Source organism: Actinoallomurus sp. NBC_01490, assembly GCF_036227085.1.
Taxonomy (GTDB): domain Bacteria; phylum Actinomycetota; class Actinomycetes; order Streptosporangiales; family Streptosporangiaceae; genus Actinoallomurus; species Actinoallomurus oryzae.
Genome location: NZ_CP109433.1, coordinates 8,318,527 through 8,343,269, shown reverse-complemented (window position 1 = coordinate 8,343,269; position 24,743 = coordinate 8,318,527). Strand labels below are relative to the sequence as shown.

The window sequence follows — 24,743 nt, the reverse complement described above, 5'->3', positions numbered from 1 at the left end:
CGGTCTTGTCCCGTAGCGTGCCTTCCCCTCCCGGAAGATCAGACTCCGCCGTTCACGGCGGAAGCGCCACCAGCCCTGGTGAGGGCGAGCTACTGCGGTCTTGATCCCTTTTTGGAAAAAGGGACGGTCCGGGGCACTAACCTGCATACGGCAGGAACAGGGAGGTGGCACTTCGGTGTCCAAACGCCGCGACTTCGCCGGCTTCCACACTCGGACGCCGAACGAGGCCCGGGTGGTGGACTACCTTCTGGGTGGCAAGGACAACTTCGCCGCCGACCGGAAGGCCGCCGAGCAGGCCGTCGCGCTCGCGCCGGAGTTGCCGATGATGGCGCTCGAGAGCCGCAGGTTCCTCGGGCGCGTCGTGCGCTTCCTCGCCGGCGAGGGGATCCGGCAGTTCGTCGACATCGGCTGTGGCCTGCCCACCCAGAACAACGCCCACGAGGTCGCCCAGGCCGCCGCGCCGGAGTCGCGGGTGGTCTACGTCGACTACGACCCGGTGGTGGTCACGCACGCGCGCGCCATCCTGGCCGACGACGTACGGACCAGCGTGGTCCAGGCCGACATGCGCGATCCCGACCTGATCCTCGGCCATCCCGACCTGGTCCGGCTCATCGACCTGAAGCGGCCCGTCGCGATCCTGCTGATCTCGGCGCTCCAGGCCATCCCGGAGGACGAGGTCGCCCTGGACGTCACCACCCGCCTGCGCGAGAGGATCTGCCCGGGCAGCTGGATCGTGATCTCGCATCCGGTCTCCGACAGCCGGCCCGACGTGACCGAGCAGCTCGCCACGATGTTCCAGGACGAGGAGATCGTCAAGGGCACGCGGCGCCGCGACAACCTGCGCAGCCAGGCCGAGATCGAGCCGTACTTCGACGGCCTCCAACTGGCCGACCCGGGCATCGTCCGGACGCCCGCCTGGCGTCCCGACCGGGGCGAACCCCGCGTCGACCCGGAGACCGTCTGGTCGATCGCCGGAGTCGGCCGCAAACCCTAGCGGGACCTCGGCCGTACACCCCTGAGGACGAATCGTCCTCAGGGGTGGCGTCGTGCGGCCGCTTTCCGTTTTCCACAGCGCCGTTTCCGGCATTGACCCGAAAATTCAACGGACATAGAATTCAATGCCTGTTGAATGCGTGATCGCCGAATTCTGGAGGTACACCCCACCGTGTGGGCCATGGTGACCAAGGAGTTCCGCCAGCTGCGGCGTGACCGGCGCACGCTGGCGATGATGATCGTTCTCCCCGTGCTGCTGCTGGTCGTCTTCGGCTACGCCGCCAGCTTCAACGTCCACGACATCCCCACGGCCGTGGTCGGTCCCGGCGCCTCGCGCGCCGCCGCCTCCCTCCACTCGCCGTTCGAGGTGACGCGGGTGGACCCCGGCGGCGACGAGGCCGCCGCCCGGTCGGACATCGCGCACGGCCGGGCCGTGGTCGCGCTGGTGGCCCGGCCCGATGGCCTGTCGGTCCTGATGGACGGCACCCAGCTGTTCTCGGCCCAGGCCGCGCAGACCGCCCTCGCCCGTACCGGGAGACTCGGCGGGTCAGCGCACGTCACGGTCCTGTACAACCCGAGGCTCAAGACCTCGTGGATCATGGTGCCGGGCCTGGCCGGCCTCATCCTGGCGTTCGTCGGCACGGTGATCACCAGCCTCGGCGTCGTGCGCGAACGCCAGGCGGGCACGCTGGAGCAGCTCGCGGTCATGCCGCTGCGCCCGTGGGACGTCATCGGCGGGAAGATCGTCCCGTACTTCCTCGTGGCGGCGGTCGACCTCACCGCGATCGTCGTCATCGGGCGACTGCTGTTCGGCGTGCCGTTCGCCGGGAACGTCGCGATCTTCGCGCTCGGCGCGGTGCTGTTCCTCCTCGTCACCCTCGGCATGGGCGTCCTCATCTCGACCGTCTCGCAGAACCAGGGGCAGGCCATCCAGCTCGCGCTGATGACCCTGCTGCCCCAGATCCTGCTGTCCGGCCTGATCTTCCCGCTGTCCTCCATGGCGGCGGGCGTCCGGTGGATCTCCTATGTCCTGCCGCTCACCTACTTCGTCCGGCTCAGCCGCGCCGTCATGCTCAAGGGCACCCCGATCACCGGGCTGTGGCAGCCGCTCGTACTGCTGGCCCTGCTCGGCGTCGCCGTCCTCGGCCTCGCCGTGCTCCGCTTCCGCCGCGACCTGGCTCCGGGCGGCGGCGAGAGCGACGACGACCCGGCCGTACGCGAGTCGGTGACCGCATGAGCGAGCGCAGCGAGCGAATCAAAGAACACGCGGGCCTGGTCCCTTCCCCGACGAAGGAGGGCCCATGAGCGAGCGGAGCGAGGGAATCGAAGACGCGTCCTTGTGGTCACCCTCCCCGACGAAGGAGGGCCCATGAGCGAGCGGAGCGAGGGAATCGAAGACGCGCCCTTGTGGTCACCCTCCCCGACGAAGGAGGCCTCATGACCTGGGGTCTGGACGGGGTGACCGTCCGGTTCGGCTCGCGCGTCGCGCTCGCGGACGTGACCGTGCCGGCGGAGCCGTCGGGGGTGACGGTCGTGGTCGGCGGCGACGGCGCGGGCAAGTCGACCTGCCTGCGGTGCCTCGTCGGGCTGGTACGGCCCGACGAGGGGCGCGTGAGCCGCCCGGCCAAGACGAGGATCGGCTACGTCCCGGCCACCGGCGGGCTCTACACCGACCTGACCGTCGAGGAGAACCTCGCCTTCGCCGCGTCGTCGTACGGGGTCCGCGGCGCGGACGTCGGCGCGATGCTCGACCGGGTCGGCCTGGCGGGGGCCCGCGACCGGCTCGGCGGGCGGCTGTCCGGTGGCATGCAGCGGAAGCTGTCGGTCGGGCTGGCGCTCATCCACGGCCCCGACCTGCTGGTCCTCGACGAGCCCACCACCGGGGTCGACCCGGTGAGCCGCATGGAGCTGTGGCGGCTCGTGTCCGGCGCCGCCGCCGGCGGCACCGCGGTGGTCGTCGCCACGACCTACGTCAATGAGGCCGAACGCGGCGCCCGCGCCGTCCTGCTGGACGAGGGACGGGTGCTGGCCAGCGGCTCCGCCGCCGACATCGCCGCGGGCGTACCCGGCGCGGTCGGCCGCCGCGACGCCGGTGACGGCGCGCGCCCCGGGGATGAGTGGTGGCGCCGCGGGGCCGGCTGGCGTGTGTGGTCGCCGTCGGGCGACCTTCCGGAGGGGACGGAGGCGGTGCGGCCCGACCTGCACGACGCCGCGATCGTGGCCGCCCTCGCCGCCGAGCGGGGGACCGGCGGCCCGTCCACGGGTTCGACGGAGGAGTGATCGATGCTCGCGCGCACGCAGGAGGTATCGGTGCGGTTCGGCTCGTTCACCGCGGTGCGCGCGGTGGACATGGCCGTCGGCCCGGGGGAGGTGGTCGGCCTGCTCGGCGCGAACGGCGCGGGCAAGACCACGCTGATCCGAGTGCTGCTCGGCCTCCTCCGGCCGACCGCCGGGCGGGTGCGGCTGCTCGGGGCGCGTCCGTCGCTGGAGACGCGGCGATCGGTGGGCTACGTCCCCCAGACACTGGGCCTGTACTCCGACATGACGGTACGGGAGAACTGGGCGTTCGCCGCCGCCGTCTTCGGCCGCGCCGGCACCCGCGTGCCGGACGATCTCCGGCACTGGGAAAATGATCTCGTCGGCGGGCTGTCCCTCGGGGTGGCGCGGCGCGTCGCGTTCGCGGTGGCCCTGTCACACGAGCCGAGGCTCCTCGTCCTGGACGAGCCGACGTCCGGCGTCGGCCCGCTCGGCGCGGCCCGGCTGTGGCAGGAGATCCGCCAGGCCGCCGACCAGGGGGCCGGCGTCCTCGTGACGACGCACAACATGGAGGAGGCCGAGCAGTGCGACCGGCTGTACGTGATGGTCGCGGGCCGGGTCGAGGCCGAGGGCACCGTCGCGGAGGTCATCGGTGACCGTACGGTCGTGGAGGTGCGCTGCGCCGACTGGATGCGCGCCTTCCAGGCACTCGACGACCACGGCCTCGCCGTCCAGGCCCACGGCTCGGTGCTGCGCGTGCCGGCTCCGCCGAGCGCGCGGGACACCGTGGCCGGCCTGCTGGAACACGCCGGCATGGACGTCACCGTACGGGTCCGTCCCGCGGGCCTGGAGGAGGCGTTCATGGCGATCCTCGACGACAGCGCCACGGCACGGAAGCGGACGGAGTGAGCGAATCGGGAGCGCGGTCGCTCCGGCCAAGGAGGGTTCTTGAGCGGACGGAGTGAGCGGATCGGCGGCACGGCCCCCACGGTCACCTCTCCGACGAGGGAGGGCCCATGACCGAGCGGAGCGAGGGAGTCGAAGACACGTCCCTGTGGTCGCCCACTCCGACGAGGGAGGGTCCATGACCGAGCGGAGCGAGGGAGTCGAAGACACGTCCCTGTGGTCACTCTCTCCGACGAGGGAGGGTCCATGACCGAGCGGAGCGAGGGAGTCGAGGGCGCGCCCCTTTGGTCACCCACTCCGACGAAGGAGGGCTCTTGACCCGGACGGGGCGCAGGCCGGGGGGCCCGCCCACGCGTGAGGCGATCATGAGCGCGGCCCGGCGGTGCTTCGGCACGTCGGGGTATGACGCGACCTCACTCCGGCGGGTCGCGGTCGAGGCAGGGGTGGACCCCGCCTTGCTGATCCACTACTTCGGGAGCAAGGAGGGCCTGTTCACCGCGGCGATGGGGCTGCCGTTCCGGCCGTCGGAGCTGTTCGCCGGCCTTCCGGAGATGACCCTGCCCGAGGCGTCGCGGACCATCGTCCGCCTCTTCCTCCGGCTGGCCGACGGCGACGACAGCCGGAACGCCATGCTCGCCCTGGTCCGTTCGGCGGTGTCGAACGAGCGGGCGGCCGCCATGCTCCGGGAGTTCGTCACCGAGGAGCTCCTCACCATCGTCGCCGGCATCTCGGACCGCGACGACGCGCGCATGCGCGCGTCCCTGGTGGCCGCCCAGCTCATCGGCGTCGCCATGCTCCGGCACGTCGTGAAGATCGAGACGCTCGCGGGCGCGTCCCCGGACGAGATCGTCGCCCTCGTGGCGCCCGTGATCGAGCAGTACCTGCGCTGACCCGAGCATCGGCCCGGTCCGCGGCGGCGGATCGGGCCGCCCGGCCTCGTCAGTGTGCGCGGGACAGTTCGGTCGTGAGCCACTGGAAGCAGCGCGGCAACATGGCGCTCCAGACCCCGGTGTTGTGCCCGCCGCGCGGCACCACGTACGTGTCGACGAGCGTCGGCGGCCTGGCCGCCCGGACCATGCCGTCGATGGCGGTGGTGGTGCCGGGGTCCTGGCGGCTGGTCGCCAGGAGCAGGGCGACGCGGGGACGCCGTCGGCGGACCACCACGGGCAGGTTCTCGTCCGGCAGCCTCGTCAGACCCGGGGTGGAGGGGGTGAAGTAGCCGGCGAGACTGACCCCGGCCCGGAACAGCCGCGGATACTGAACCGGCAGCTTGGCGGCGCAGTAGCCGCCCGTGGAGTACCCCATCGTGCCCCAGGCGTCGCGGCCCGGCAGGGTGCGGAAGTCCGCGGTGATGACGCTGCGGACGTCCTGGGTCAGCCAGGTGGCGACCTTCGGGCCGCGCGGGACGTCGACGCACTCGGTGTCGTGCCCCGGCCACACGCTGATGGTCGGCGCGACCAGGATGTACGGCTGCGCGGTGCCCTTCTCGACGTCGCGTGTCAGCTCCTCCGGGCCCCGCATCGCGTGGAACCAGGCCGTGGGCGTGCCCGGGAACCCGGTGAAGAGTTCCACCACGGGGAACCGCCGCCGCGGTTCGCGCCGGTACTGGGGCGGCAGCCACACCCAGACCCTGCTGCGGATCCCGGACCTGGCCCCGGCGAACGTGGCCTCCAGGGTGTGGTCGGCGGCCGGATGGAAGTCGTGGGGCGCCGAAGGCGGCCCGCCGGCGTGGCCCGGCTGCTCGATCGGGGCGTTCGCGCCGTCCTGCCCGGCCAGGTCGCTCCACGAGGCGAAGAACTGGTAGTGGTCGTTGAGGGCGACGCCCACCGCGAGGATCGCGGTGGCCTGGCAGGCCAGGATCAGCGACAGCCGCGCCGGCAACGCGGCCGGGCCGCGGACGCGGCCCCACAGGACGACGCACGCCAGCGGGCACCCCAGCGCCAGCACGATCGCCGCGACCAGCAGCGGCCAGCCCAGCAGACCCACCGCAGCCCTCCTGACCCTGGGTGACGCCGCCTCCGGGTGACGGCTCGCTCCGGGTCTACCGCGTCCGGGCCGCCGGGCAGAAGAGCGTTTGCCGTCCGTTGGCGGACTCCTGTCGATGCCATGACCCGCGTGCACCCGGCGCGAGGGGACGATGGGTGCGACCTGCGGCGAACCGGGCGCGGAGGGGCGGCCCGGCCGCTCTTACTTCTACTTGCATGTAGTAGCTTGTGCGTACCGTACGGCGGCGTGCGCCGAAGACCGCGGCGCCTCCGTGGGATCTCCGGTCCCCGCCCGACAGCCCGAGCGTGGAAGGACGCCGATGTCCCTGACCTATCCCGAGGCGATCGTGGTCGGCCTCTTCCAGGGCGTGACCGAGCTGTTCCCGGTCTCCAGCCTCGGTCACAGCGTCATCATCCCGGCGCTGATCGGTGGCCGGTGGGCCCGCGACCTGAACGTCTCGGCGCCCGAGTCGCCCTACCTGGCGTTCATCGTCGGCCTGCACGTCGCCACGGCCCTCGCCCTGATCGTCTTCTTCTGGCGCGACTGGGCCCGGATCATCGGCGGCTTCCTCACCTCCGTACGGGACCGGAGCATCCGGACACCGGACCAGAGGCTGGCCTGGCTGCTGATCATCGCCACCGTCCCGGTCGGCGTCGCCGGCCTCCTGCTGGAGCACACGTTCCGCACCGTGCTCGGCAAGCCCGTGCCGTCCGCGCTGTTCCTGGCCGCCAACGGCGGCGTCCTGTACGCGGGCGAGCTGTTGCGCCGTCGCGCCGCCAAGCGCACCGACGCCGCGACCATGGGCGCCCCGGACGAGCCCTCCGATGTCGCCTCCGACCGGCGGCTCGCCGGGCTCGGCTGGGCCGAGAGCGTCCTGATCGGCGCCGCCGAGATCCTCGCCCTGCTGCCCGGCATCAGCCGCTCGGGCGCCACCATGGTCGCCGGGCTCGCTCGCGGCCTGTCCCACCAGGACGCCGCCCGCTTCTCCTTCCTGCTGGCCACGCCCGTCATCCTCGCCGCCGGCGTACTGAAGATCCCCGACCTGACCGGGCCGCTCGGCGCCGGGATCCACGGGCAGGTGCTGGCCGGCAGCCTCGTCTCCGGCATCGGCGCCTACGTCGCCGTGCGGTTCCTCGTCCGCTACTTCGAGACCCGCACCCTCACGCCGTTCGCGATCTACTGCGCCGTCGCGGGCCTGGCGAGTGCCGCCTACCTCGGCCTCACCTGACCACGGGACCATGGTCTGATGGCGCCGACGGCGCCACCGCCAAGCCCGCGACGTAGTACGCGCTCACGGTGACTCCTCCGTTCCCTGAAGGGAGCGGCTTTTCGCTGAGCCGCTTGCGCAGCGTCGCGGAGGGCAAGCCCTGCCCTCAAGATGTTGATCGCCGCGTTGAGGTCGGCGTGCGCGGTGTGCCCGCACGCCGTACATCGGAACACGGCCTGGGCGGTGCGGTTGTCCTTCGCGCAGTGCCCGCATTCGGCGCACGTGCGGGAGGTGTTGGCAGGGTTCACTGCGATCAGCTCTCGACCGGCGCTTTCAGCGTTGTGCGACAGGACCGTCAGGAACACCCCCCAACCCGCATCCAAGATCGAACGGTTCAGCCCGGATTTGGCGGCAGCGCCGTTGGGCAGGTGGCCGCCGTTGCCGTCCGGTTCGGGTGCCGGCCGTTTGGTCATGTTGGTGACCTTGAGCGCTTCGTGCGCGATCATGTCGTGGTCGCGGACCAGCCTCAGCGCGGCCTTGTGCGCACTGTCGAGGCGTTGCCGCCGCACCTTGGCGTGCGGGGCGGCGACGCGGGCGACGGCGTTACGCCGCCGCTTATTGCCCCGTTTCTTGCGGGCGAGGTCACGCTGTGCCGCCGCGAGACGGCCGGCGGTCACGGCGAGGTGACGCGGGTTGGCCAGATGTTCGCCGTCGCTGGTCGTCACCAGCGACGCGACTCCCAGGTCGATCCCGGCGACCGCGCCCACCGCGGGCAGTGTCCCGGCGGGCTCATCGTCACACGACAGCACGACGAACCAGCGGGCGCCTTCCCGCTTCACGCTGATCGTCTTGACCGTGCCCAGCACACGCCGGTGCGGATGGACCCGCACGTGTCCGATGCCCTGCAACCGCACGTAGGTCGCGGTCGGGTGGTGGGGCTGGGAGTCCCACCGGCACCCGTCGCCGTCCTTGGGCCATTCGACCGTGTCGAACCAACCCCGCCCCTTGAAACGCGGGAACCCTGGCGTGCGGCCCGCTTTGAGGCGGTCGAAGAACGCGCGGAACGCCTTGTTCAGCCTGCGGAGCGTGGCCTGCTGGGAGGAGAACGACCATCGGCCTTGACCATGAAGGTCATCGGCGCGGATGTGCTTCAACTCCGCCGACTGGCCGCCATACCGCACCCTCACCCGGCTTTGCGGTAGGCCGTACGGCGGTGTTCCAAAGCGGCGTTGTACAACTCCCGGTGGTCCTCCAGGCACTGCGTGAGCGCGACGCCCTGCCTGCTGGTGGGGCGCAGCAGGAACTTGAACGACCTACGCACACCCACCCCTCACGCTCGGTAACCAGAACACTGCGCTGTCGGCCGGCACCGACAAACCAGCAAGGGAATAGGAAATCTGTGATGCGCAGACCTGATAGGCCAGGACATACTCGGGCCTTCGCGACCCGCCCGCTCCCGATCCCCCCGCCACCCAAAGGTGACGGTCTCCTCCGGAGACTTTGATGGAGCGCCCGCCGTACGTCAGCCCTCTGCGACGATGTTGGGCGGGGTGACCAGGCGGCGGAACGAGTCGGCGGCGGCGGTCAGGTGGGCGGCGGCGCCGTCGAGGGCGATGTCCCCGTGGCCCGGGAGCAGGGCGTCGACGTCGAGTTCGGCCAGGCGCTCGGCGGTGCGGGCGTAGGCGTACGGGCGGCAGTCCGGGATCGGCTGGATCGAGACGCGTCCTCCGTGGAAGATCGCGTCGCCGGTGCACAGGGCCCGCCGTCCGGCGTGCTCGACGAGGAAGCACAGATGGCCGTCGCAGTGGCCGGGGGACGCGTGGGCGGTCACCGTCAGCGACCCGACGGTCCAGGTCGTACGGTCGCCGGCCACCTCGTCGACCGGGCACGCCGGGTAGCGGTACCCGGCGGGGTAGATCCCCGCCGCGCGAGCCGCCGCGACCTGGCTGCGGTGCTCGTCGCCGTCGCGCAGGGCGGCGGCCGTCTCCGCGCTCGCGCACACACGGACACCCGTCGCCTCGCGCAGGCCGGCGGCACCGCCCGCGTGGTCGGCGTGGGAGTGGGTGATCAGGACATGGGTGAGCCGGCCCCGGCAGCCGGTCCCGGCGATGGCGGCGAGCAGCCGGTCGGTGGCCAGGCCGGTGCCCGCGTCCACGAGCAGCGCCTCGGTGCCGCCGTCGAACAGGTACACGTGACAGTCGTACGGCGAGGTCAGCGCCGCCGGATCGGTGCCGCTGCCGACCATCCAGACCGACTCGGCGAGACGCCGTGCGCTCATCAGCCCTCCTCCGCCGGGAAGGCGCCCGCAGCGGCCGTGCCTCCGACTCCCATGAATCCCCTTTCGCCGGAGGGGGTGACCGCTGGGGCGTGTCTTCTGGTTCCCTCGCTACGCCCGGTCACGAGCCCTCCTTCGTCGGAGGGGGTGACCACTGGGGCGCGTCTTTGATTCCCTCGCTACGCTCGGTCACGGTCGCTCCTCGGGGGCCCGGAGGGTGACCGGGGTGCCGGTCTCGGCGGAACGCTGGATCGCGGCGGCGATCCGTACGCCCTCGACGGCCTCCTCGACGGGCATCACGTCGTTGCCGCGGGCGCCGCGCGCGACGTCGACGGCGTAGCCGAGTTCGGCGAGCAGCGCCCCGGAGATCCGCCCGGCCACGGTCGGCCAGAGCGTGTGCTCGGGGTGGGCCGTCATCCGGTCGGTGCGCACCGCCAGGCCGTCGTGGGCGAGCCGGTACGCGGCGGTGCCGCGCTCACCGAGCACCTCCACCGTCGCCTCGATGGTTCCGTCGAGTTCGAGGGCGCCCCGCAGCGTCTGCGGCGCGGCGTCGGGCACCAGCCAGGCGCTCTCGACGGTCGCGACGACACCGTTCGCGAAGGTCAGGATCGCCGCGAACGTGTCGGGGTTCGGCAGGCCGGAGACGCCGCGCTGGACCGCGTAGACCGTACGGCACGGCGCGCCCGCGTACCAGACGGCCAGGTCGATGTCGTGGATGCCGGACTCCCAGACGGGATGGACACGGGTGCCGAAGGCGGGGAACCACGACCTGCTGAAGTCGCGGCGGAACCGCAGGTTGACCGGCGCCCCCAGCTCGCCCGCGTCCAGGGTGTCGCGAATGTGCTGGTAAGCCGCGCCGAATCTGCTGATCTGCCCGGTCACGACGTGCACGCCGTTCCCGGCCGCCCGCGCCTGGATGCTCATCGCCTGGTCCACGTCCATGGCCAGCGGCTTCTCGACGAACACGTGACGGCCGGCCTCGACCGCCTCGAGCACCAGGTCACCATGGCTCGCCTCGTCCGTGGCGATGTCGACGAGGTCGACCCGCTCGTGGGCGAGCAGCTCGCCGAGCGACGGGTAGCCGGCCGCGATGCCGGACTCCGCACGCACGGCCGCCAGGCGAGCCGGGTCCGGATCGCAGACCGCGACGACCTCGACCGGCAGGGAACGGAACGCCCGCAGATGCAACGCGCCGAACCGGCCGGCGCCCGCGAGCGCAACCCTGGTCACCATTCGTCGTCCTCCTCGACCGTCAGGGGTTCCTTGGCGCCGTGGCCGGTCGCGACCAGCACCACGCGAGCGTCGGGCGCCACGGCTCCGGCGGACGTCAGCCGGCGCAGCGCGGCGAGGGGCGCCGCGGCGGCGGGCTCGACGGACAGGCCCTCCAGCCGCGCGAACGCGCGGACCGCCTCGACGATCTCCACGTCCGGGACGGCGACGACCGTGCCGCCGGACTCGCGTACCGCCGCGAGCGTGATCAGGCCCTCGTCCTCGTAGCCGCGCAGCGGATCGGCGATCGCCTCGGCCACGGTCGGACCCGGCCGTACCGCCGTGACCGCCGTGCCGTCGCCCGCCCAGGCCGCGGCGAGCGGTGCGCAGGCCTCGGTCTGCACGGCGACCAGCCGTGGTGTCCGGTCCGCGCGGCCCGCGGCGGCGAGCGCGCGGAACCCGTGGTGGATGCCGGCCAGCAGCGGCCCGGCCCCGACCGGGACGATCACCCAGTCGGGCGTTCCGATCCGCTCGTGGATCTCGAACGCGACCGTACGGTGGGCCTCGGTCAGGTACGGGTTGCGGAACGTCGTCGTGAGCGGGAACCAGCCGTCGGCCTCCAGCTCCGCGGCCGTCGCGTACGCGCCGCTGAAGTCGCCGCCGACGAGCCGGACGTCCGCGCCGAGCGACCGTGCGAGCCGCGGCTTGGGGCCGTCGGCGGCGCACACGATCCGGCAGGGCAGCCCGGCGCGCGCGGCGTAGGCGGCCGCCGCGACCGCGGTGTTCCCGGTGGAGGCGGCGACGACTCCCGGCACGTCGTGGGTACGGGCGAGGCTGACGCCCAGCGCCATGGCCCGGTCCTTGAACGACAGGGTCGGGTTCGCCGTCTCGTTCTTCACCAGCAGGTCCGCGACGCCGCCGACGCCGGCCAGCCGCGGGCAGCGCACCAGCGGCGTGTCGCCCTCCCCGAGCGAGATCTCCTCGCCCACCCGGGGCAGGCCGGCGCGATGGCGCCACAGGCCCTCGGCGGCGGGATCCGCCGTTCCGGACGCGGCAGGCGGTGCGTCCAGGACCTGGACGCCGTCGCAGTGCGGGCAGCGCGACCAGGTCCCGGGGTTCGCGCGCCGGCAGACCCGGCAGACCGGCGTCCAGGCGGTCACGAACCCACCCCCGCCTCGGCGACTCGGACGCATCGTCCGCTCATGGGCCCTCCTTCGTCGGGGGAGTGACCAGGCGCGCGTGTTCGATGATTCGCTCGCTCATGGGCGGATCCGGGCGATCAGTTCGGCGACGCGGGTGACGGCGGCGTCGAACAGCCGGGCGCCCGCCTCGGGGGTCGCCAGGGACGGCGTGCCGAGGACACCGGTGGGGTTGATGTCGTCGAACCGCCGCCACACGCTCACGTGGTCGCCGCCGTACAGGTGCGGGTCGGGCCAGCACGCCGGCGTGCTCCCGGCGGGGATCCGCTCGGCCGCCACCGTCTCCGGCCACAGGTGCATGACCAGGGAGGTCTCCAGCGCGCAGGCGTGGCCCACGTGCCGGTGGCCGTCGGGGAACTCGGCGGCGACGGCGTCGGCCAGCAGCTCGAAGTACGAGACGGCCCACGCGGTGTGCCCGTGCTCGCCCAGTTCGGCCAGGGCGACCTGCAGCGCGGCCCGGTTGCCGCCGTGCCCGTTGACGATCAGCGGGACGCGCCCGCCCGCGGCCAGCGACGCGCACACGTCGACGACCACGTCGATGAAGGTCCGCGACCGCAGCGTCACCGTGCCCGGCAGGCCGGTGTGGTGCCCGGAGATCCCGTACGGCAGCGCGTCCGCGACGTCCACGTCCGGCGTACGGGCGGCGGCCTCCCGCGCGACCGCGTCGGCCAGCCACCAGTCCGTGGCGAGCGGAAGGTGCGGGCCGTGCTGCTCGGTCGCGCCGACCGGCAGCAGGACGACCCGAGGTGTGCCGCCGGCGACGTCGGCCGACGTACGGGCGCCGTAGCGGTGCGTCATGCCGCGCTCCCGGCCGCCCGCCGGTGCAGCGCCCGCATGCCCGCGTCGATGACCAGGGCGCCGAGGATGATCACGCCCTTGAACAGGTCGATGGCGGACGGGTCGACGCCGAGCACCTGGAGCGCGTTGGTCAGCAGGCCGATGATCAGCGCGCCGACCAGCACCCCGCCGACGGTGCCGCGTCCGCCGAAGATGCTGGTCCCGCCGACGACCGCGGCGGCGACCGCGTCCAGCAGCAGGCTGATCCCGCCGAGGTTCGGCTGCACGAGCGGCACCTGGGCGACCACCATGACCGTGGTGAGGAAGACCAGCACCGCGGCGAGGAGGTACACGCCGAGCATCTGCGGGCCCCGGCGCACCCCGGCCAGGATGCTCGCCTGCTCGTCCGAGCCGTACGCGTAGGTGCGCACCCCGAACCGGGTGCGGCGCATCAGGAACCACAGGGCCGCGGACACCACCGCGACGACCAGGATCGGCGCCGGGACACCGAGCACCGCGCCCTGGCCGATCGCCGCGAGCACGCCGCTGTTCACCACGACCAGCCCCTCCGGCGCGGCGAACAGGGTCAGCCCCTGCACGATCGTCATCGTGCCGAGCGTCGCGATGAACGGCGGCAGCCGCGTCCAGCCGACCAGCGCGCCGTTCATCGCCCCCACGGCGAGCACCGCGCCGAGGCCGAGGAGCGCCGACGTCGCCAGGTCGCCGCCGGCGTGCATCCGCGTGGCCATGACCACGCCCGAGAGCCCGACGGCGTACCCGGCGGACAGGTCGATGCCCGCGGACAGCAGCACGACGTGGGCGCTGAGCGCCAGCAGCGCCACCGGCGCGGACTGGAGCAGGATGTTGCGCAGGTTGACCGGCGCGGCGATGCGCGGATCGATGACCGCGAAGACCACCAGGAGGAGCAGCAGCAACGCGAGCGGCATGAACGCGACCAGGCCGCGGGCCGCCCGCGGAGACGACGTGAAACGTCCGATGCTCGTCTCGCTCATCTACGCCTCCCACGGGCCGGTGGAGATGACGATCGCCTGCTGCTCGGTCATCTCCTCGATCGACCACGGGCCGCCGGTGCGGCCGTGGCCGCTGCCGGATCCCGCCGTGCCGCCCGCCGGGATGTTCGGCTCCCAGTAGCTGCTGGCCTCGTTGAGGTTGACGATGCCGCACGGCAGGTCCTCGGCGAGCGTGATCGCCCGGCCGACGTCCCGGCTGAAGACCGCCCCGGACAGGCCGAACCCGCTGGCGGCGACGAGCGCGCGCAGTTCGTCGGGGGTGTTCCAGCGCACGATGGGCGCCACCGGGCCGAACGTCTCGGCGACGTGCAGGTCGCTGTCCGGCGGCACGTCGTCCACGACGGTCGGGCGCACGTAGTGCGGGGTCGGCGCGTCGTCCGGGCGCCCGCCGCCGGCGAGGACGCGTCCGCCGCGGGACGCGGCGTCGGTGATCTGGGCGCACACGCGGTCGGCCAGCTCGGCGGTGTGCACCGGCCCCATGGTGGTCTCGGCGGCGAACGGGTCGCCGAGCACGATCTTGTCGGCGAGGGCCGCGACCCGCTCGGCGAGGTCGGCGGCCACGCCGGCGTGTGCCAGCACGCGTTCGGTGGAGGTGCAGATCTGGCCCGCGTTGCCGAACGAGCCGCTCGCGATGGCCGCCGCGGCGAGGTCGAGGTCGGCGTCCTCCAGCACGATGGTCGGGCCGTTGCCGCCGAGTTCGAGCTGGACGGGCTTGCCCGCGCCCGCCTGCGCGATGGCGTGGCCGGTGGCGGTGGAGCCGGTGAAGCCGACGGCGTTCACCCCGGGGTGCCGGATGGCCGCGTTCCCCACCACCGGGCCCTCGCCGGTGACCAGGTTCAGCACGCCGGACGGCAGGCCGGCGTCGTGCAGGACGCCGGTGAGCAGGGACGCGACGCCGGACACGCTGGGTGCGGGCGTCCACACCAGTGTGTTGCCGGACGCGATGCCGGGGGCCAGGTAGTAGATGGCGGCGACGGCGATGGGGAAGTTCCACGGCGTGATCACCGAGTAGACGCCGCGCGGGCGGCGCTGGATGAGGACGCGCTTGGCTGGGTCGCGGACCGCGATCGACTCCGCGCGCAGCGACACGACCTGGTCGGCCGCGTCGCGGAACGCGGTGGCCACCGCGTCGACCTCGCCGCGCGCCTCGCTGTGGAACGGCTTGCCGTGCTCGGCCGTCAGCAGCGTGGCCAGCTCGTCCTTGCGGGCGACGACCGCGTCGGCCAGGCGGCGGCACAGGCCGGCACGGTCGAAGACGGAGGTGTGCCGCCAGGCGGGGGCGGCGGCGCGGGCGGCGGTCACGGCGCGGTCCACGTCGTCCGGGGTGCCGAGGAGGACGCGGCCGGCCACCGTGCCGTCGCCGGGACTGCGCACCTCGCGGGCCGGCCGGTCCGGCACGTGCGCGGCGCCGTCGACGTACATCGGGAACGGGGCTGCGGGCATGGGGATCTCCTGGTCAGTTCGGGCCGTCTGTGCGGAGTGCGGCCAGGGCGCGGTCGACGTCGTCGTCGGTGTTGTAGAGGTGGAAGGCGAAGCGGAGCGCGCCCTCACGGGCGGCGGCGTGGACGCCGGCCGCGCGGAGGCGGGCGACGGCGGCGGGAGGGTCGGCGCACGCGACGGCGGTGATCGCCGACGGCACGTCGCGCGGTGCCGGGGTCATGCCCAGCTCGTCCGCGCCGTCGCGGAACCGGGCGGCCAGGGCGGTCGCGTGGCCGTCCAGGTCGGCCGGGCGATAGCCGGTGAGCAGCTCCAGGCTCGCCGCGGTGGCGATCCACGACAGCCACGCACGCGGCTGGTCGAACCGCCGGGCGTCGTCCCACAGCCGGTAGCCGGCGCCGTACTTGACCCCGTCGGCGATGTCGCGGGAGGACTCCGGGCCGGTGAGGACCGGGGTGAACCGGCCCTGGTGCTCGGGCCGTACGGCGAGGAACGCGGCGCCGCGTGCCCCGAGCAGCCACTTGTAGGCCACCGCGGCGATGAAGTCCGCGCCGCAGCGCGCCAGTGTGGCGTCCGCGCCGAGCGACTGGCTGGCGTCCACGTACACCAGCGCGCCGCGTGAGTGCGCGTGCGCGACGAGGCGGGGCAGGTCCACCCGCAGCCCGTCGGCGGACTGCACGCTGGACACCGCGACCAGGTCGGTCCCGCCGTCGACCGCCGCGCAGAGCGCGTCGGTCGTCGCCGGTGAGGGGACCAGCCGGACGCGTTCGCGCCCGCTCAGCCACGGCAGCAGGTTGGAGCGGAACTCCGCCTCCGGGACGACGACGGACGCGTCCGGCCACGCCCTCGCGATGGTCGACGCCGCCGCCACGTGGGAGGACACGAGCGCCACGTCGTGCGGCTCCCGCCCGAGCAGCAGCGCGACCAGGTCGCGCGCCCGCTCGGCCGCCGCCTCCCACCGCCCGTGGTCGGCCGTGCCCGCCGCCCACGCGTCGACCTCCGCGCGCAGCGCGGCCAGCGCCTCCGCGGGCGGCACCGCCTTCGTCGCCGTGTCCAGGTAGGCGCGGTCCTCCAGCCCGGGGAAGCGCCGCCGGACGTCAGGGTGGATCACGCCGGTTCCTCGACGCTCTCCACGTCCTCCGGCCTGCCGCTGTCCACCGACCGCAGGATCGCGTCGTTGACCGCGACGTTGCGCATGGCCGCGACGGTCGGCACCGGGAAGTCGGCGTTGTCGCGGACCGTCGCGACGAACGCCCGCACCTCGGCGGCCAGGTCGCCGCGGATCCGCCCGGCGACCTCCGGCCAGTGGAGGCCGTCCGGCGTGGCCAGGCCGCCCGCGCCGTACACGCGCAGACCGTGGTCGCGGACGTCGACGGTGACGGTGCCCTCGGTGCCCATCACCTCGAGGCGCCCGTCGATGCCCACCGGGTCGTCCGAGCGGCGGGTCCAGCCGTTGAACAGCTCGCCGATCGTGCCGTCCTGCAGCTCGGCGACCGTGAAGATCGCGTCCTCGGAGCGGACGCCGTTCGCGGGCATCAGCTTGGACACCGCGCGGGAGTACACGCGGGTGATGCGCTTGCCGGTGACCCACTGCATCGCGTCCACGTCGTGCACGCCGAGGTAGAACAGCACCGAGCTGCTCCCGGCCATCCGCAGCCCGATGTCGCGCGCCGCGATCCGCCCCGCCGTGACGTGCAGCGGCTCGCCGATGTCGCCGGCCGCCACCGCGGCGGCGGCACCCGCGTACCGGGGGTCGAAGCGGAGGATCTGCCCGACCACGACGCTGGTGTTCCCGGCGGTGGCGGCCTCGGCGATGGCCCGCGCGCCCTCGATCGTGTCGGCCATCGGCTTCTCCAGCAGCACCGGGCGGCCGGCGCGCAGGATCGTGCTCGCCGGCGCGACGTGCGCGCGGTCCGGTACGGCCACGATGAACGCGTCGATGTCCTCGTTCAGCGCGTCGTCGACCTCGGCGATGTGCCGGGTGCCGAGCTCGGCGGCGCCGCGGCCGCCCGCGGTGGGGTCCCGGTCGACGATGGCGGCGAGCGTGGCCTCGGCCGACTCCGCGACGGTCCGCGCGTGCAGCATGCCCATGAATCCGGCGCCGACGACGGCGATCTTGATGGTCACGTGGGTTTCCCTCCTGGTCGGGAATCGGGTGAATCGATGTCCGGACGGCTCAGCCGGACGCCGCCGGAACGGCGTGTCCGAACGCCAGCTCCATCACGTCCTCCTCCGAGGCGCCGCGCGGCAGCTCACCGGCCACGCGGCCGGCGTGCATGACGTAGACGCGGTCGGCCACGCCGAGCAGTTCGGGCAGTTCGCTGGAGACGAGCAGCACGCCGACGCCCTGTTCCTTCAGCTCCGCGATCAGCGCGTGGATCTCCGCCTTGGCGCCGACGTCCACGCCGTTGGTCGGTTCGTCGAGCAGCAGCACCCGGGGTGCCGTGGCCAGCCAGCGCGCGAGCACGACCTTCTGCTGGTTGCCGCCGGACAGCACGCCGGTGGCCCGCTCCGGGTTCGGCGGCCGGATGGCGAGGCGTTCGATCGCGTCGGCGACGATCCCGGCGGCGCCGCGCGGCACGAGGCCGTACCGGCTGCTCCGGCGGAGCCAGGCCAGCGCGATGTTGTCGCGCACCGACATGGCCGGCACGATGCCCTCCCGCAGCCGGTCCTCCGGGACGTACGCCACGCCGCTGCGGGTGGCCGCCGTGAGGTCGCCGGACGGCAGGTCGGCACCGTCCATGCGCACCCGGCCACCGGCCCGGCGAGCCAGCCCGACCGCGCATCGCAGCACCTCGCTGCGGCCGGAGCCCATCAGCCCGGCCAGGCCGACGATCTCGCCGGCGCGTACGACGAGCGACGCCTCGCGCAGCCGCCCGCCGTCGGTGACCCCCTCGATCTCCAGCAGCGTGCCGCCCGCCGTGGTCCGCCGGTGCGGGAACACCGCGTCGACCTGGCGGCCCACCATCATCGCGATCAGCGCGGACTCGTCGACCTCGCCCAGGTCGGCCTCGCCGACGAAGGCGCCGTCGCGCAGGACGACCGCGCGCTCGGCGAGCTGGAACACCTCCTCCATGCGGTGGGAGATGTAGAGGATGGCCACGTCCTGTTCGCGCAGCGTGCGCACCAGCTCGTACAGGCGCTCGCGTTCCCGGTTGGTCAGCGCGGACGTCGGCTCGTCCATGATCACCAGCCAGGCGTCGTCGAGCATCGCCTTGGCGACCTCGACGAGCTGCCGTTCTCCGACGGGCAGCCCGGCGACGGGCGCGTCGAGGTCGACGTCCAGGCGCAGCTCCCGCAGGACGCGCCTCGCCTCCTCCCGCATCCAGCGCCGCCGCAGGACCCCGAGCCGGGTCGGCTCGCGGCCGAGGAAGAGGTTCTCCACGACGGACAGGTCGGGGACGAGGCTGAAGTGCTGGTGGATCACGCTCACCCCGGCGGCGCGGGACTCCTCCGCGGACCGCAGCCGCACCGGCTCGCCGTCGAGCAGCAGTCGGCCCTCGTCCGGTTCGTGCGCCCCGGCGAGCGCCTTGACCAGGGTGGACTTGCCCGCCCCGTTCTCCCCGACGAGCGCCACCACCTCTCCGGAGGAGATGGAGAACGACACGTCGTGCAGGGCCCGTACGCCGGGGAACCGCTTGCCCACGCCGGCCAGCTCGAGCCGGCGCCGGCCGCCCCCCGCGGCGCGCGGACCGCGCGACGACCCGCCGGTGGCGCGCCGGGCCCGCGCGAGCAGGCCGGCGAGCTCATGGCGCTGGGTGAGCAGCACGGCCGCGATCACCAGGACACCGCTGATGACGTACATGGTCTGCTGCGGGACCTGCATGAAGGACAGGCCGGAGTTCACGATGCCGACGAAGATCGCGCCGAGCATCGTATCGCCGACCGATCCCGAGCCGCCGGACAGCTTGGCCCCGCCGACGACGGCCGCGGTGATCGCCGCGAACTCCAGGCCCTGCCCGGCCAGCGGCTGTGCGGAGCCGACCCGGCCCATCATGAGCACGGAGCCGAAGCCGGCCGACGCCCCGGCCAGCACGAACGTCGACAGTTGCACCGACCGCGCCGGGACCAGCGAGGCGCGGGCCGCCTCGATGTTGCCGCCGACCGCGTAGATCCACCGGCCGTACAGCGTGTGCCGCAGCACGAACGCCCAGGCGAGCATGAGCACCACGGCGGTGATCAGTGAGCTCGGCACCGGCCCGACGTAGCTGCCGCCCGGCATGAGCATGGTGACGCTGTCGATCGTGATGGACGACGCGCCGGACAGCGCGAGCGCGGCGCCGCTGCCCAGGGCCATGGTCCCGAGCGTGGCGATGAGCGGGCTGACCCGCAGCACGCCGATGAGCACGCCGTTCAGCGCACCGATCAGCGCACCGGCGAGCACGCACGACGCGATCGCCAGCGGCGCGGGCAGCCCGGCGTTCAGCAGCAGCGCGCCGGTCACGCCCGACACCGAGAGCGTCGACCCGACGGAGATGTCGATGCCCCGCGCGATGATCACGGCGGTCATGGCGAAGGCCACGATCGCCGTGACGGCGATCTGCTGGCCGATGTCGAGGAAGCCGGTGACGCTGAGGAAGCCGGGCCGCAGCGCACCGAAGACGACGACGGTGACGATGACGAGGATGAACAGCGGGCTTCGCCGCCAGATCGCGGACATGGGCGGTCTCCTACCGTGTGCTACGGCTTCGCGACGGTCATCGCCGAGTCGGGTCGCCGCGGACCGAACTCGTTCTTGTAGTCCTTGCCGAGCTGCTCGGCGCGTGGGGGCGTGACATAGGGGAACGACAGCCCGCGGCTCTTCAGCCGGGCCGCGGTCGCGTCCGTGGTGATGAAGTACGACGGCAGGTACAGGTCGTGCGGAAGGCTCGCCTTCTTGGCCAGGCGCGCGCCGACCGCCACGTTCCAGTACCCGACCCGTTCGGCGCCGGTCAGCACGTCGATGACCATCGAGCCGTTCTTCAGCAGTGGGTACATGTCGGGTTCGCCGTCGTGCCCGGCGATCCGCAGCCCCGGGCGGCTCAGTGACACGGCGGTCGACTTGGCGGCGAGGCACAGCGGGTCGCTGATGCAGGCCACCGCGTCGAGCTTCGGGTGCGTGGTCATCCAGGTGACCGTGGTGTTGGACGCCTTGCGCGCGTCGAACGCCGTGGGCTGCACCGACACCAGCCGTACGCCGGGATAGTCGTGGGCGAGCGTCTGGCGGAAGGCCTTCTCCCGCGTGTCGGACACGTAGTTGCCGCGCGCGCCGACCAGCAGCGCGACCTCGCCGTGCCCGCCGAGGTCGGCGCCGATGGCGCGGGCGACCATCGACATGTTGTCGGCGTCGCGGTAGAGGGTGCTGTAGTTTCCGTCGGCCTGGACCTTGTTGCCCATCGTGACGACCGGGATGCCGGCGCGGGTGGCACGCGCGATCACCGGGCGCAGCGCGTTCTTGTCCAGCGGGTCGATCAGGATCGCGCTGACGCGCTGGTTGATGAAGTTCTGGATCGTCGAGACCTGTTTCTCGACGCTTCCCTCGGCGCTCTGCCAGGTGGCGGTGACGCCGTAGTCGTGGGCCGCCTGGTCACCGGCGGTGCGCATGCCGACGAAGAACGACGACGTCAGGTCGATCGCCGAGACGCCGATCACCGGTCTGCCCTTCCCGCCGCCCGACCGGGCGCCGGAGACGGCGGCCTTCGCGCCGCCGGGCGGCGTCATCGAGCACGCCGAGCCGAGACCGGCCAGTCCGGCGACCAGCGGAACCGTCACGGCCGCCCGCCATCGCCTTCGCAACCATCCACGCATGTCACGCCCCATTGCGACTCCTCAGCGATCGGTCTTCACGGCGGGAACGCGTTTTTGAAAGTTGATTCCAGAGACTAGACAGGAAATGGAAGAGTGTGTCAAGACTTGATATCGACGGTTCATAAGGAGAGCGAGGAGCCTGGATGGGACCACCGGTGCTGGATCTGACCGCCGAGCTCGTGGCGATCGATTCGCAGAATCCCGGTGTCGGGGAGAAGCGCCTGGCCGGCTTCGTGGCCGGCTACGCGAGGGAGCGGGGGCTGCCGGCGAAGGTGATCGAGACGGCACCCGGCCGGTGCAACGTGCTCATCACCATCGACGCCGGCGACGGCCCGCACCTCGCGCTGTCCGGGCACCTCGACACGAAACCGATCGGCGACGCGTACGGCGAGTGGCGCACCCCGCCGCTGGAGCTGGTGGTCGACGGCGACCTGGCGTACGGGCTCGGCGCCTCGGACATGAAGGGCGCGGTCGCGGCGATGCTGCGCGCCGCGGAGTCCTGGTCGAGGACGGCGCGGCGCGGACGCCTGTCACTGATCCTCACGGCCGACGAGGAGGCGGGCAGCGACCACGGCGCGAAGGCGCTGTCCCGGGCCGGCCTGGTCGAGGCGGACGCCATCGTCATCGGCGAGCCGTCCGGCGTGCGCGACCCGTGGGAGGCGCTGTACGTGATCTCCCGCGGCATCTGCTGCTTCGAGGTCGTCATCCGCGGGCGCCAGGGCCACAGCGGCCTGTCCGAACGGCTTCCCACCAGCGCGACCGTCGCCGCGGCCCGCGCCACGACCGCCCTCGCCGGCTTCCGGCCGGCGGTCGCGCGCCCGTCGTCCATCCCCTGCGAGCCCACCGTCAACCCGGCGGTCCGCGTGTCGGGAGGCGTGTTCTACGGCGTGCACCCCGGCGACGCGACCGTGGCGACCGACATCCGCCTGGTGCCGGGCATGGACCGCGACCGGCTCGACGGCGACCTGCGCGACCTGCTGACGGCCGCGCTGCCCGCCGACGTCGACTGGACGATCCGGTACGCCGAGGGCTCGCTCGGCTGGATGGACCCGAGCGAGATCGCCGCGGACCATCCGGTCGTCGCCGCCGCGCAGGCGGCCTGCGCCGACGTGCTCGGGCGCGAGCTTCCGCTCGGCGCGTACCCCGGCGGCACCGACGCGACCCACTTCACCGACATCGGCGGAGTCCCGGCGATCACCGCGCTGGGGCCCGGCTGGCTGTCGGTCGCCCACGGCCCCAACGAATGCGTCGGCGTGAGCCAGCTGGCGCAGGCCGAAGCGCTGTACGAACGGCTCGCCCGCGTCTACCTCGAAGGAACGTGACCGTGTCCAGGACGAAGCCAGCAGAATGAGACCGTCGGACGGCACACACGCGGAGCGGGCATGACTCAGGACGAACCCAAATCGGTACAGGCGCGCAATCTCGTCCGGGCGTTCGCCCTGCTGGACATCCTGGCCGACAACGCCGAAGGGCGCGGCGCCGAGGGCCGCACCCTCGCCGAGCTGGCCGAGGCCGCCGCGCTGCCCGAGGCCACGACGCACCGCCTGCTGAGCGTCCTCGCGGACCTCAACGTCGTCCGCGCCGGCGACGCCGGGCGCTGGCGCATCGGCCGGCACTGCCTCGAACTGGGCGCCGCCTACCTCGAATCGGTCGAGATCCGCGCGGAGGCCCGCGACCTCATGAAGCGCCTCACCGCGGATACCGGCGAGACCTGCGCGCTGGGCGTCCTGGACGAGGACCGCGTGGTGTACGTGGAGAAGATCGACAGCCCGCACCCGGTGCGGATGCATTCCGGCATCGGCCGGAGCAACCCCGCGGTCACCAGCGCGCTCGGCCGGGCCATCCTCGCCTGGTCGCCGGAGTCCGTGGTCGAACGCGTGCTGAAGAACGGCCTGCGGCGCCGTACGGACAACACCATCACCTCCGTCGAGGAGTTCCTCGAGGAGCTGGTGCGCTGTCGCGAGCGCGGCTTCAGCATCGACGACGTCGAGAACGAACCCGGCATCCGCGGCGTCGGCGCCCCCGTCATGGACTACCGCGGCTGGCCCGTCGCGGCGCTGTCCGTGGCAGGCCCCGAACACCGCGTCGGCCGGGACGGCCTGGCCGACCTCGGCCGCGCCACCGCCGAGGCCGCGCGGGAGCTGTCCAGTCGCCTCGGATACTCCCCGCGCGTCGCGTCGGCGAGGTCCTGAGCCGTCGCCCGCCCGCGCCTCAGCGGTGGATGGTCATCTCGAAGTCGTACCGGTCGGCCCGGTACAGCGACCGGGCGAGCTCGACGACCCGTCCGCGGGCGTCGATGCCGCGCCGGCGCACGTGGAGGGCGGGGGAGCGGGCGGGCACGCCCAGCAGGTCGGCGTGGCGGCGGCCCAGCGTCGTCGCGGTGATGCGCTGTTCGGCGCCGGCGAGCACCGTACGGTAGCGCGCGGCGAGCAACCCGTAGAGCGAGCCCTGGAGGTTCTGGTCCAGCAGCCGCGGAAACGGCGCGGCCGGGAGGTGCACGCGCTCGAAGCACATGGGGAAGCCGTCGGCGAGCCGCAGCCGCTCGACGTAGTAGACCGGATCACCGGGCTCGATCTCCAGCGTGCGCGCGAGCTCGGGGTCGGCGGCCCGCCGCTCGGCGGTCAGCAGGCGCGAGCCCGGCTCGAGGTCGCGGGCGCGCATGTCGTCGCTGAAGGACGTCAGGGTCAGCCCCTTGGAGACCCGCCCCCGTGAGACGAACGTGCCCCGGCCGCGCACCGAGTAGACGCGGCCCTCTTCGATGAGCGACTGCAGCGCCTGCCGGACGGTGGTGCGGCTGACCCCGAACGTCTCCGCCAGTTCGCGCTCCTGGGGAAGCACGTCGTCCGGGTTCATGTCCTGGATCCGGGCCAGGAGCCGTTCCCGTACCTGAAGGTGCTTGATCACGTCGTCCCCGCGCGATGCTCGCGTGCGCGGCCGTGCCGGTACGCCCTCATTCCTTCTCCCGCCGCGACGTGCCGAGCGCGGTCGTGAAACGGCGGGTGATCTCCATCGGATTCGTGATCGCCGTGCCGACGACGACGGCGTGGGCGCCGGCCGCGAAGGCCGCGCGTGCCTCCTCGGGAGCACTGATCCGGCCCTCGGCCACGACGGGCAGCGGGGTGGCGCGGACGAGCGCTGCCACCAGCTCGATGTCGGGCCCGTCCGGGACGGGGCCCGGCCCGGTGTAGCCCGAAAGCGTCGACGCCAGCAGGTCCGCCCCGCACTCGCAGGCGTACCGGCCCGCCTCCACGCTGTCGACGTCGGCCATGACGGGGACGCCGAGGCGGTCGTGCACCTGCGCGATGAGCGTGGCCAGGTCGCCGCCGTCCGGTCGTGGCCGCGCCGTGCCGTCGGTCGCGACGATCGCGGCGCCGGCGGCGACGACCGACTCCGCGTCCGCGTACGTCGGTGTGATGTAGACGCCGTCGCTCCCCGCGGGTCCGGTCTTGCGGATGCCGATCACCGGCAGCCCGGTGGCCGCCCTGACGGCGGCGATGTCGTCGGCGCCCTCCGCCCGTATCCCGATCGCGCCCGCCGCCGCGGCGGCCTGCGCCATGGCGGCCATGAAGCGCGGTCCGCGCAACGGGTTGCCCTCGGCGGCCTGGCACGACACCACCAGCCCCGACTCGATGGCGCCGAGCGCCGTGCCGACGATGTTTTCTTTCATGCGGAGTTGCCTT

Annotated in this window: 23 protein-coding genes; 8 read left to right on the top strand and 15 right to left on the bottom strand. The window is 73.2% G+C overall.

Translation table 11 applies throughout. The features are described from left to right. The first annotated feature begins 175 nt into the window (after positions 1-175). The 5 genes from OG417_RS38425 to OG417_RS38405 all read left to right on the top strand — a co-directional run bounded on the left by OG417_RS38425 (position 176) and on the right by OG417_RS38405 (position 5,045). Positions 176-994: an SAM-dependent methyltransferase gene (locus OG417_RS38425; RefSeq protein ID WP_329239794.1), complete on the top strand. Its 819-nt coding sequence runs from the start codon at positions 176-178 to the stop codon at positions 992-994. A 135-nt stretch (positions 995-1,129) separates the two neighbouring features. Next, positions 1,130-2,230: an ABC transporter permease gene (locus OG417_RS38420; RefSeq protein ID WP_329239792.1), complete on the top strand. Its 1,101-nt coding sequence runs from the start codon at positions 1,130-1,132 to the stop codon at positions 2,228-2,230. Positions 2,231-2,430: 200 nt separating this feature from the next. Then, positions 2,431-3,273 carry an ABC transporter ATP-binding protein gene (locus tag OG417_RS38415; RefSeq protein ID WP_329239790.1) on the top strand — a complete coding sequence of 281 codons (843 nt, stop codon included), beginning with the start codon at positions 2,431-2,433 and terminating at the stop codon, positions 3,271-3,273. Positions 3,274-3,276: 3 nt separating this feature from the next. Then, entirely contained in the window at positions 3,277-4,158 is an 882-nt protein-coding gene (locus OG417_RS38410) for an ABC transporter ATP-binding protein (RefSeq protein WP_329239788.1), read from the top strand. A 311-nt stretch (positions 4,159-4,469) separates the two neighbouring features. After that, positions 4,470-5,045, top strand: coding sequence for a TetR/AcrR family transcriptional regulator (locus OG417_RS38405; protein WP_329239787.1), 576 nt, complete (start codon positions 4,470-4,472; stop codon positions 5,043-5,045). A 49-nt stretch (positions 5,046-5,094) separates the two neighbouring features. Here the strand turns inward: OG417_RS38405 and OG417_RS38400 are convergent, their stop codons facing one another. Next, a complete protein-coding gene (locus OG417_RS38400; protein ID WP_329239785.1) occupies positions 5,095-6,141 on the bottom strand; it encodes an alpha/beta hydrolase in 1,047 nt (348 codons plus the stop codon). Positions 6,142-6,460: 319 nt separating this feature from the next. Between OG417_RS38400 and OG417_RS38395 the strand changes: the two genes are divergently transcribed. Further along, complete coding sequence (locus OG417_RS38395; RefSeq protein WP_329239783.1) at positions 6,461-7,369, top strand: undecaprenyl-diphosphate phosphatase; 909 nt, start codon at positions 6,461-6,463, stop codon at positions 7,367-7,369. Here the strand turns inward: OG417_RS38395 and OG417_RS38390 are convergent. The 12 genes from OG417_RS38390 to OG417_RS38335 form a co-directional block, all read right to left on the bottom strand. Continuing rightward, complete coding sequence (locus tag OG417_RS38390; RefSeq protein ID WP_329239781.1) at positions 7,351-8,535, bottom strand: RNA-guided endonuclease InsQ/TnpB family protein; 1,185 nt, start codon at positions 8,533-8,535, stop codon at positions 7,351-7,353. The genes OG417_RS38395 and OG417_RS38390 overlap by 19 nt on opposite strands. Continuing rightward, entirely contained in the window at positions 8,532-8,669 is a 138-nt protein-coding gene (locus tag OG417_RS38385; RefSeq protein WP_329239779.1) for a helix-turn-helix domain-containing protein, read from the bottom strand. Before OG417_RS38385 ends, OG417_RS38390 begins: the two co-directional genes overlap by 4 nt. A gap of 201 nt (positions 8,670-8,870) precedes the next feature. Further along, positions 8,871-9,626: an MBL fold metallo-hydrolase gene (locus OG417_RS38380; RefSeq protein ID WP_329239777.1), complete on the bottom strand. Its 756-nt coding sequence runs from the start codon at positions 9,624-9,626 to the stop codon at positions 8,871-8,873. A gap of 186 nt (positions 9,627-9,812) precedes the next feature. Further along, complete coding sequence (locus tag OG417_RS38375; RefSeq protein WP_329239775.1) at positions 9,813-10,856, bottom strand: Gfo/Idh/MocA family protein; 1,044 nt, start codon at positions 10,854-10,856, stop codon at positions 9,813-9,815. Next, a complete protein-coding gene (locus tag OG417_RS38370; RefSeq protein WP_329239773.1) occupies positions 10,850-11,992 on the bottom strand; it encodes a pyridoxal-phosphate dependent enzyme in 1,143 nt (380 codons plus the stop codon). The genes OG417_RS38375 and OG417_RS38370 overlap by 7 nt, the downstream gene beginning before the upstream one ends. 99 nt (positions 11,993-12,091) lie before the next feature. Continuing rightward, positions 12,092-12,829, bottom strand: a complete 738-nt coding sequence (locus OG417_RS38365; RefSeq protein ID WP_329239771.1) for a creatininase family protein — start codon at positions 12,827-12,829, stop codon at positions 12,092-12,094. Then, positions 12,826-13,821: an ABC transporter permease gene (locus OG417_RS38360; RefSeq protein WP_329239770.1), complete on the bottom strand. Its 996-nt coding sequence runs from the start codon at positions 13,819-13,821 to the stop codon at positions 12,826-12,828. Before OG417_RS38360 ends, OG417_RS38365 begins: the two co-directional genes overlap by 4 nt. Next, positions 13,822-15,282 carry an aldehyde dehydrogenase family protein gene (locus tag OG417_RS38355; protein ID WP_329239768.1) on the bottom strand — a complete coding sequence of 487 codons (1,461 nt, stop codon included), beginning with the start codon at positions 15,280-15,282 and terminating at the stop codon, positions 13,822-13,824. Between the two features lie 13 nt (positions 15,283-15,295). After that, positions 15,296-16,387 carry an aminotransferase class V-fold PLP-dependent enzyme gene (locus OG417_RS38350; RefSeq protein ID WP_329239766.1) on the bottom strand — a complete coding sequence of 364 codons (1,092 nt, stop codon included), beginning with the start codon at positions 16,385-16,387 and terminating at the stop codon, positions 15,296-15,298. Continuing rightward, entirely contained in the window at positions 16,384-17,403 is a 1,020-nt protein-coding gene (locus tag OG417_RS38345; RefSeq protein WP_329239764.1) for a Gfo/Idh/MocA family protein, read from the bottom strand. The genes OG417_RS38350 and OG417_RS38345 overlap by 4 nt, the downstream gene beginning before the upstream one ends. A 49-nt stretch (positions 17,404-17,452) precedes the next feature. Continuing rightward, a complete protein-coding gene (locus tag OG417_RS38340; protein WP_329239762.1) occupies positions 17,453-19,936 on the bottom strand; it encodes an ATP-binding cassette domain-containing protein in 2,484 nt (827 codons plus the stop codon). Positions 19,937-19,956: 20 nt separating this feature from the next. Continuing rightward, positions 19,957-21,027 carry a sugar ABC transporter substrate-binding protein gene (locus OG417_RS38335; RefSeq protein ID WP_329239761.1) on the bottom strand — a complete coding sequence of 357 codons (1,071 nt, stop codon included), beginning with the start codon at positions 21,025-21,027 and terminating at the stop codon, positions 19,957-19,959. Between the two features lie 179 nt (positions 21,028-21,206). Between OG417_RS38335 and OG417_RS38330 the strand changes: the two genes are divergently transcribed. After that, on the top strand, positions 21,207-22,385 hold the full coding sequence (locus OG417_RS38330; protein ID WP_329239759.1) for a M20 family metallopeptidase: 1,179 nt from the start codon (positions 21,207-21,209) through the stop codon (positions 22,383-22,385). A 60-nt stretch (positions 22,386-22,445) separates the two neighbouring features. Beyond that, positions 22,446-23,255 (top strand): IclR family transcriptional regulator, encoded by an 810-nt coding sequence (locus OG417_RS38325; RefSeq protein ID WP_329239756.1) that lies wholly within the window; start codon positions 22,446-22,448, stop codon positions 23,253-23,255. A gap of 19 nt (positions 23,256-23,274) precedes the next feature. Here the strand turns inward: OG417_RS38325 and OG417_RS38320 are convergent, their stop codons facing one another. After that, positions 23,275-23,967 carry a GntR family transcriptional regulator gene (locus OG417_RS38320; protein ID WP_329239754.1) on the bottom strand — a complete coding sequence of 231 codons (693 nt, stop codon included), beginning with the start codon at positions 23,965-23,967 and terminating at the stop codon, positions 23,275-23,277. A 46-nt stretch (positions 23,968-24,013) separates the two neighbouring features. Continuing rightward, positions 24,014-24,730, bottom strand: a complete 717-nt coding sequence (locus tag OG417_RS38315; RefSeq protein ID WP_329239752.1) for an N-acetylmannosamine-6-phosphate 2-epimerase — start codon at positions 24,728-24,730, stop codon at positions 24,014-24,016. Positions 24,731-24,743 lie beyond the last annotated feature (13 nt).

Coding starts and splice junctions, on each gene's coding strand:
- OG417_RS38325 (WP_329239756.1), top strand. CDS start 22,446: ATGACTCAGGACGAACCCAAATCGGTACAGGCGCGCAATCTCGTCCGG.
- OG417_RS38330 (WP_329239759.1), top strand. CDS start 21,207: ATGGGACCACCGGTGCTGGATCTGACCGCCGAGCTCGTGGCGATCGAT.
- OG417_RS38375 (WP_329239775.1), bottom strand. CDS start 10,856: ATGGTGACCAGGGTTGCGCTCGCGGGCGCCGGCCGGTTCGGCGCGTTG.
- OG417_RS38415 (WP_329239790.1), top strand. CDS start 2,431: ATGACCTGGGGTCTGGACGGGGTGACCGTCCGGTTCGGCTCGCGCGTC.
- OG417_RS38380 (WP_329239777.1), bottom strand. CDS start 9,626: ATGAGCGCACGGCGTCTCGCCGAGTCGGTCTGGATGGTCGGCAGCGGC.
- OG417_RS38395 (WP_329239783.1), top strand. CDS start 6,461: ATGTCCCTGACCTATCCCGAGGCGATCGTGGTCGGCCTCTTCCAGGGC.
- OG417_RS38340 (WP_329239762.1), bottom strand. CDS start 19,936: ATGTCCGCGATCTGGCGGCGAAGCCCGCTGTTCATCCTCGTCATCGTC.
- OG417_RS38365 (WP_329239771.1), bottom strand. CDS start 12,829: ATGACGCACCGCTACGGCGCCCGTACGTCGGCCGACGTCGCCGGCGGC.
- OG417_RS38420 (WP_329239792.1), top strand. CDS start 1,130: ATGCGTGATCGCCGAATTCTGGAGGTACACCCCACCGTGTGGGCCATG.
- OG417_RS38355 (WP_329239768.1), bottom strand. CDS start 15,282: ATGCCCGCAGCCCCGTTCCCGATGTACGTCGACGGCGCCGCGCACGTG.
- OG417_RS38315 (WP_329239752.1), bottom strand. CDS start 24,730: ATGAAAGAAAACATCGTCGGCACGGCGCTCGGCGCCATCGAGTCGGGG.
- OG417_RS38360 (WP_329239770.1), bottom strand. CDS start 13,821: ATGAGCGAGACGAGCATCGGACGTTTCACGTCGTCTCCGCGGGCGGCC.
- OG417_RS38410 (WP_329239788.1), top strand. CDS start 3,277: ATGCTCGCGCGCACGCAGGAGGTATCGGTGCGGTTCGGCTCGTTCACC.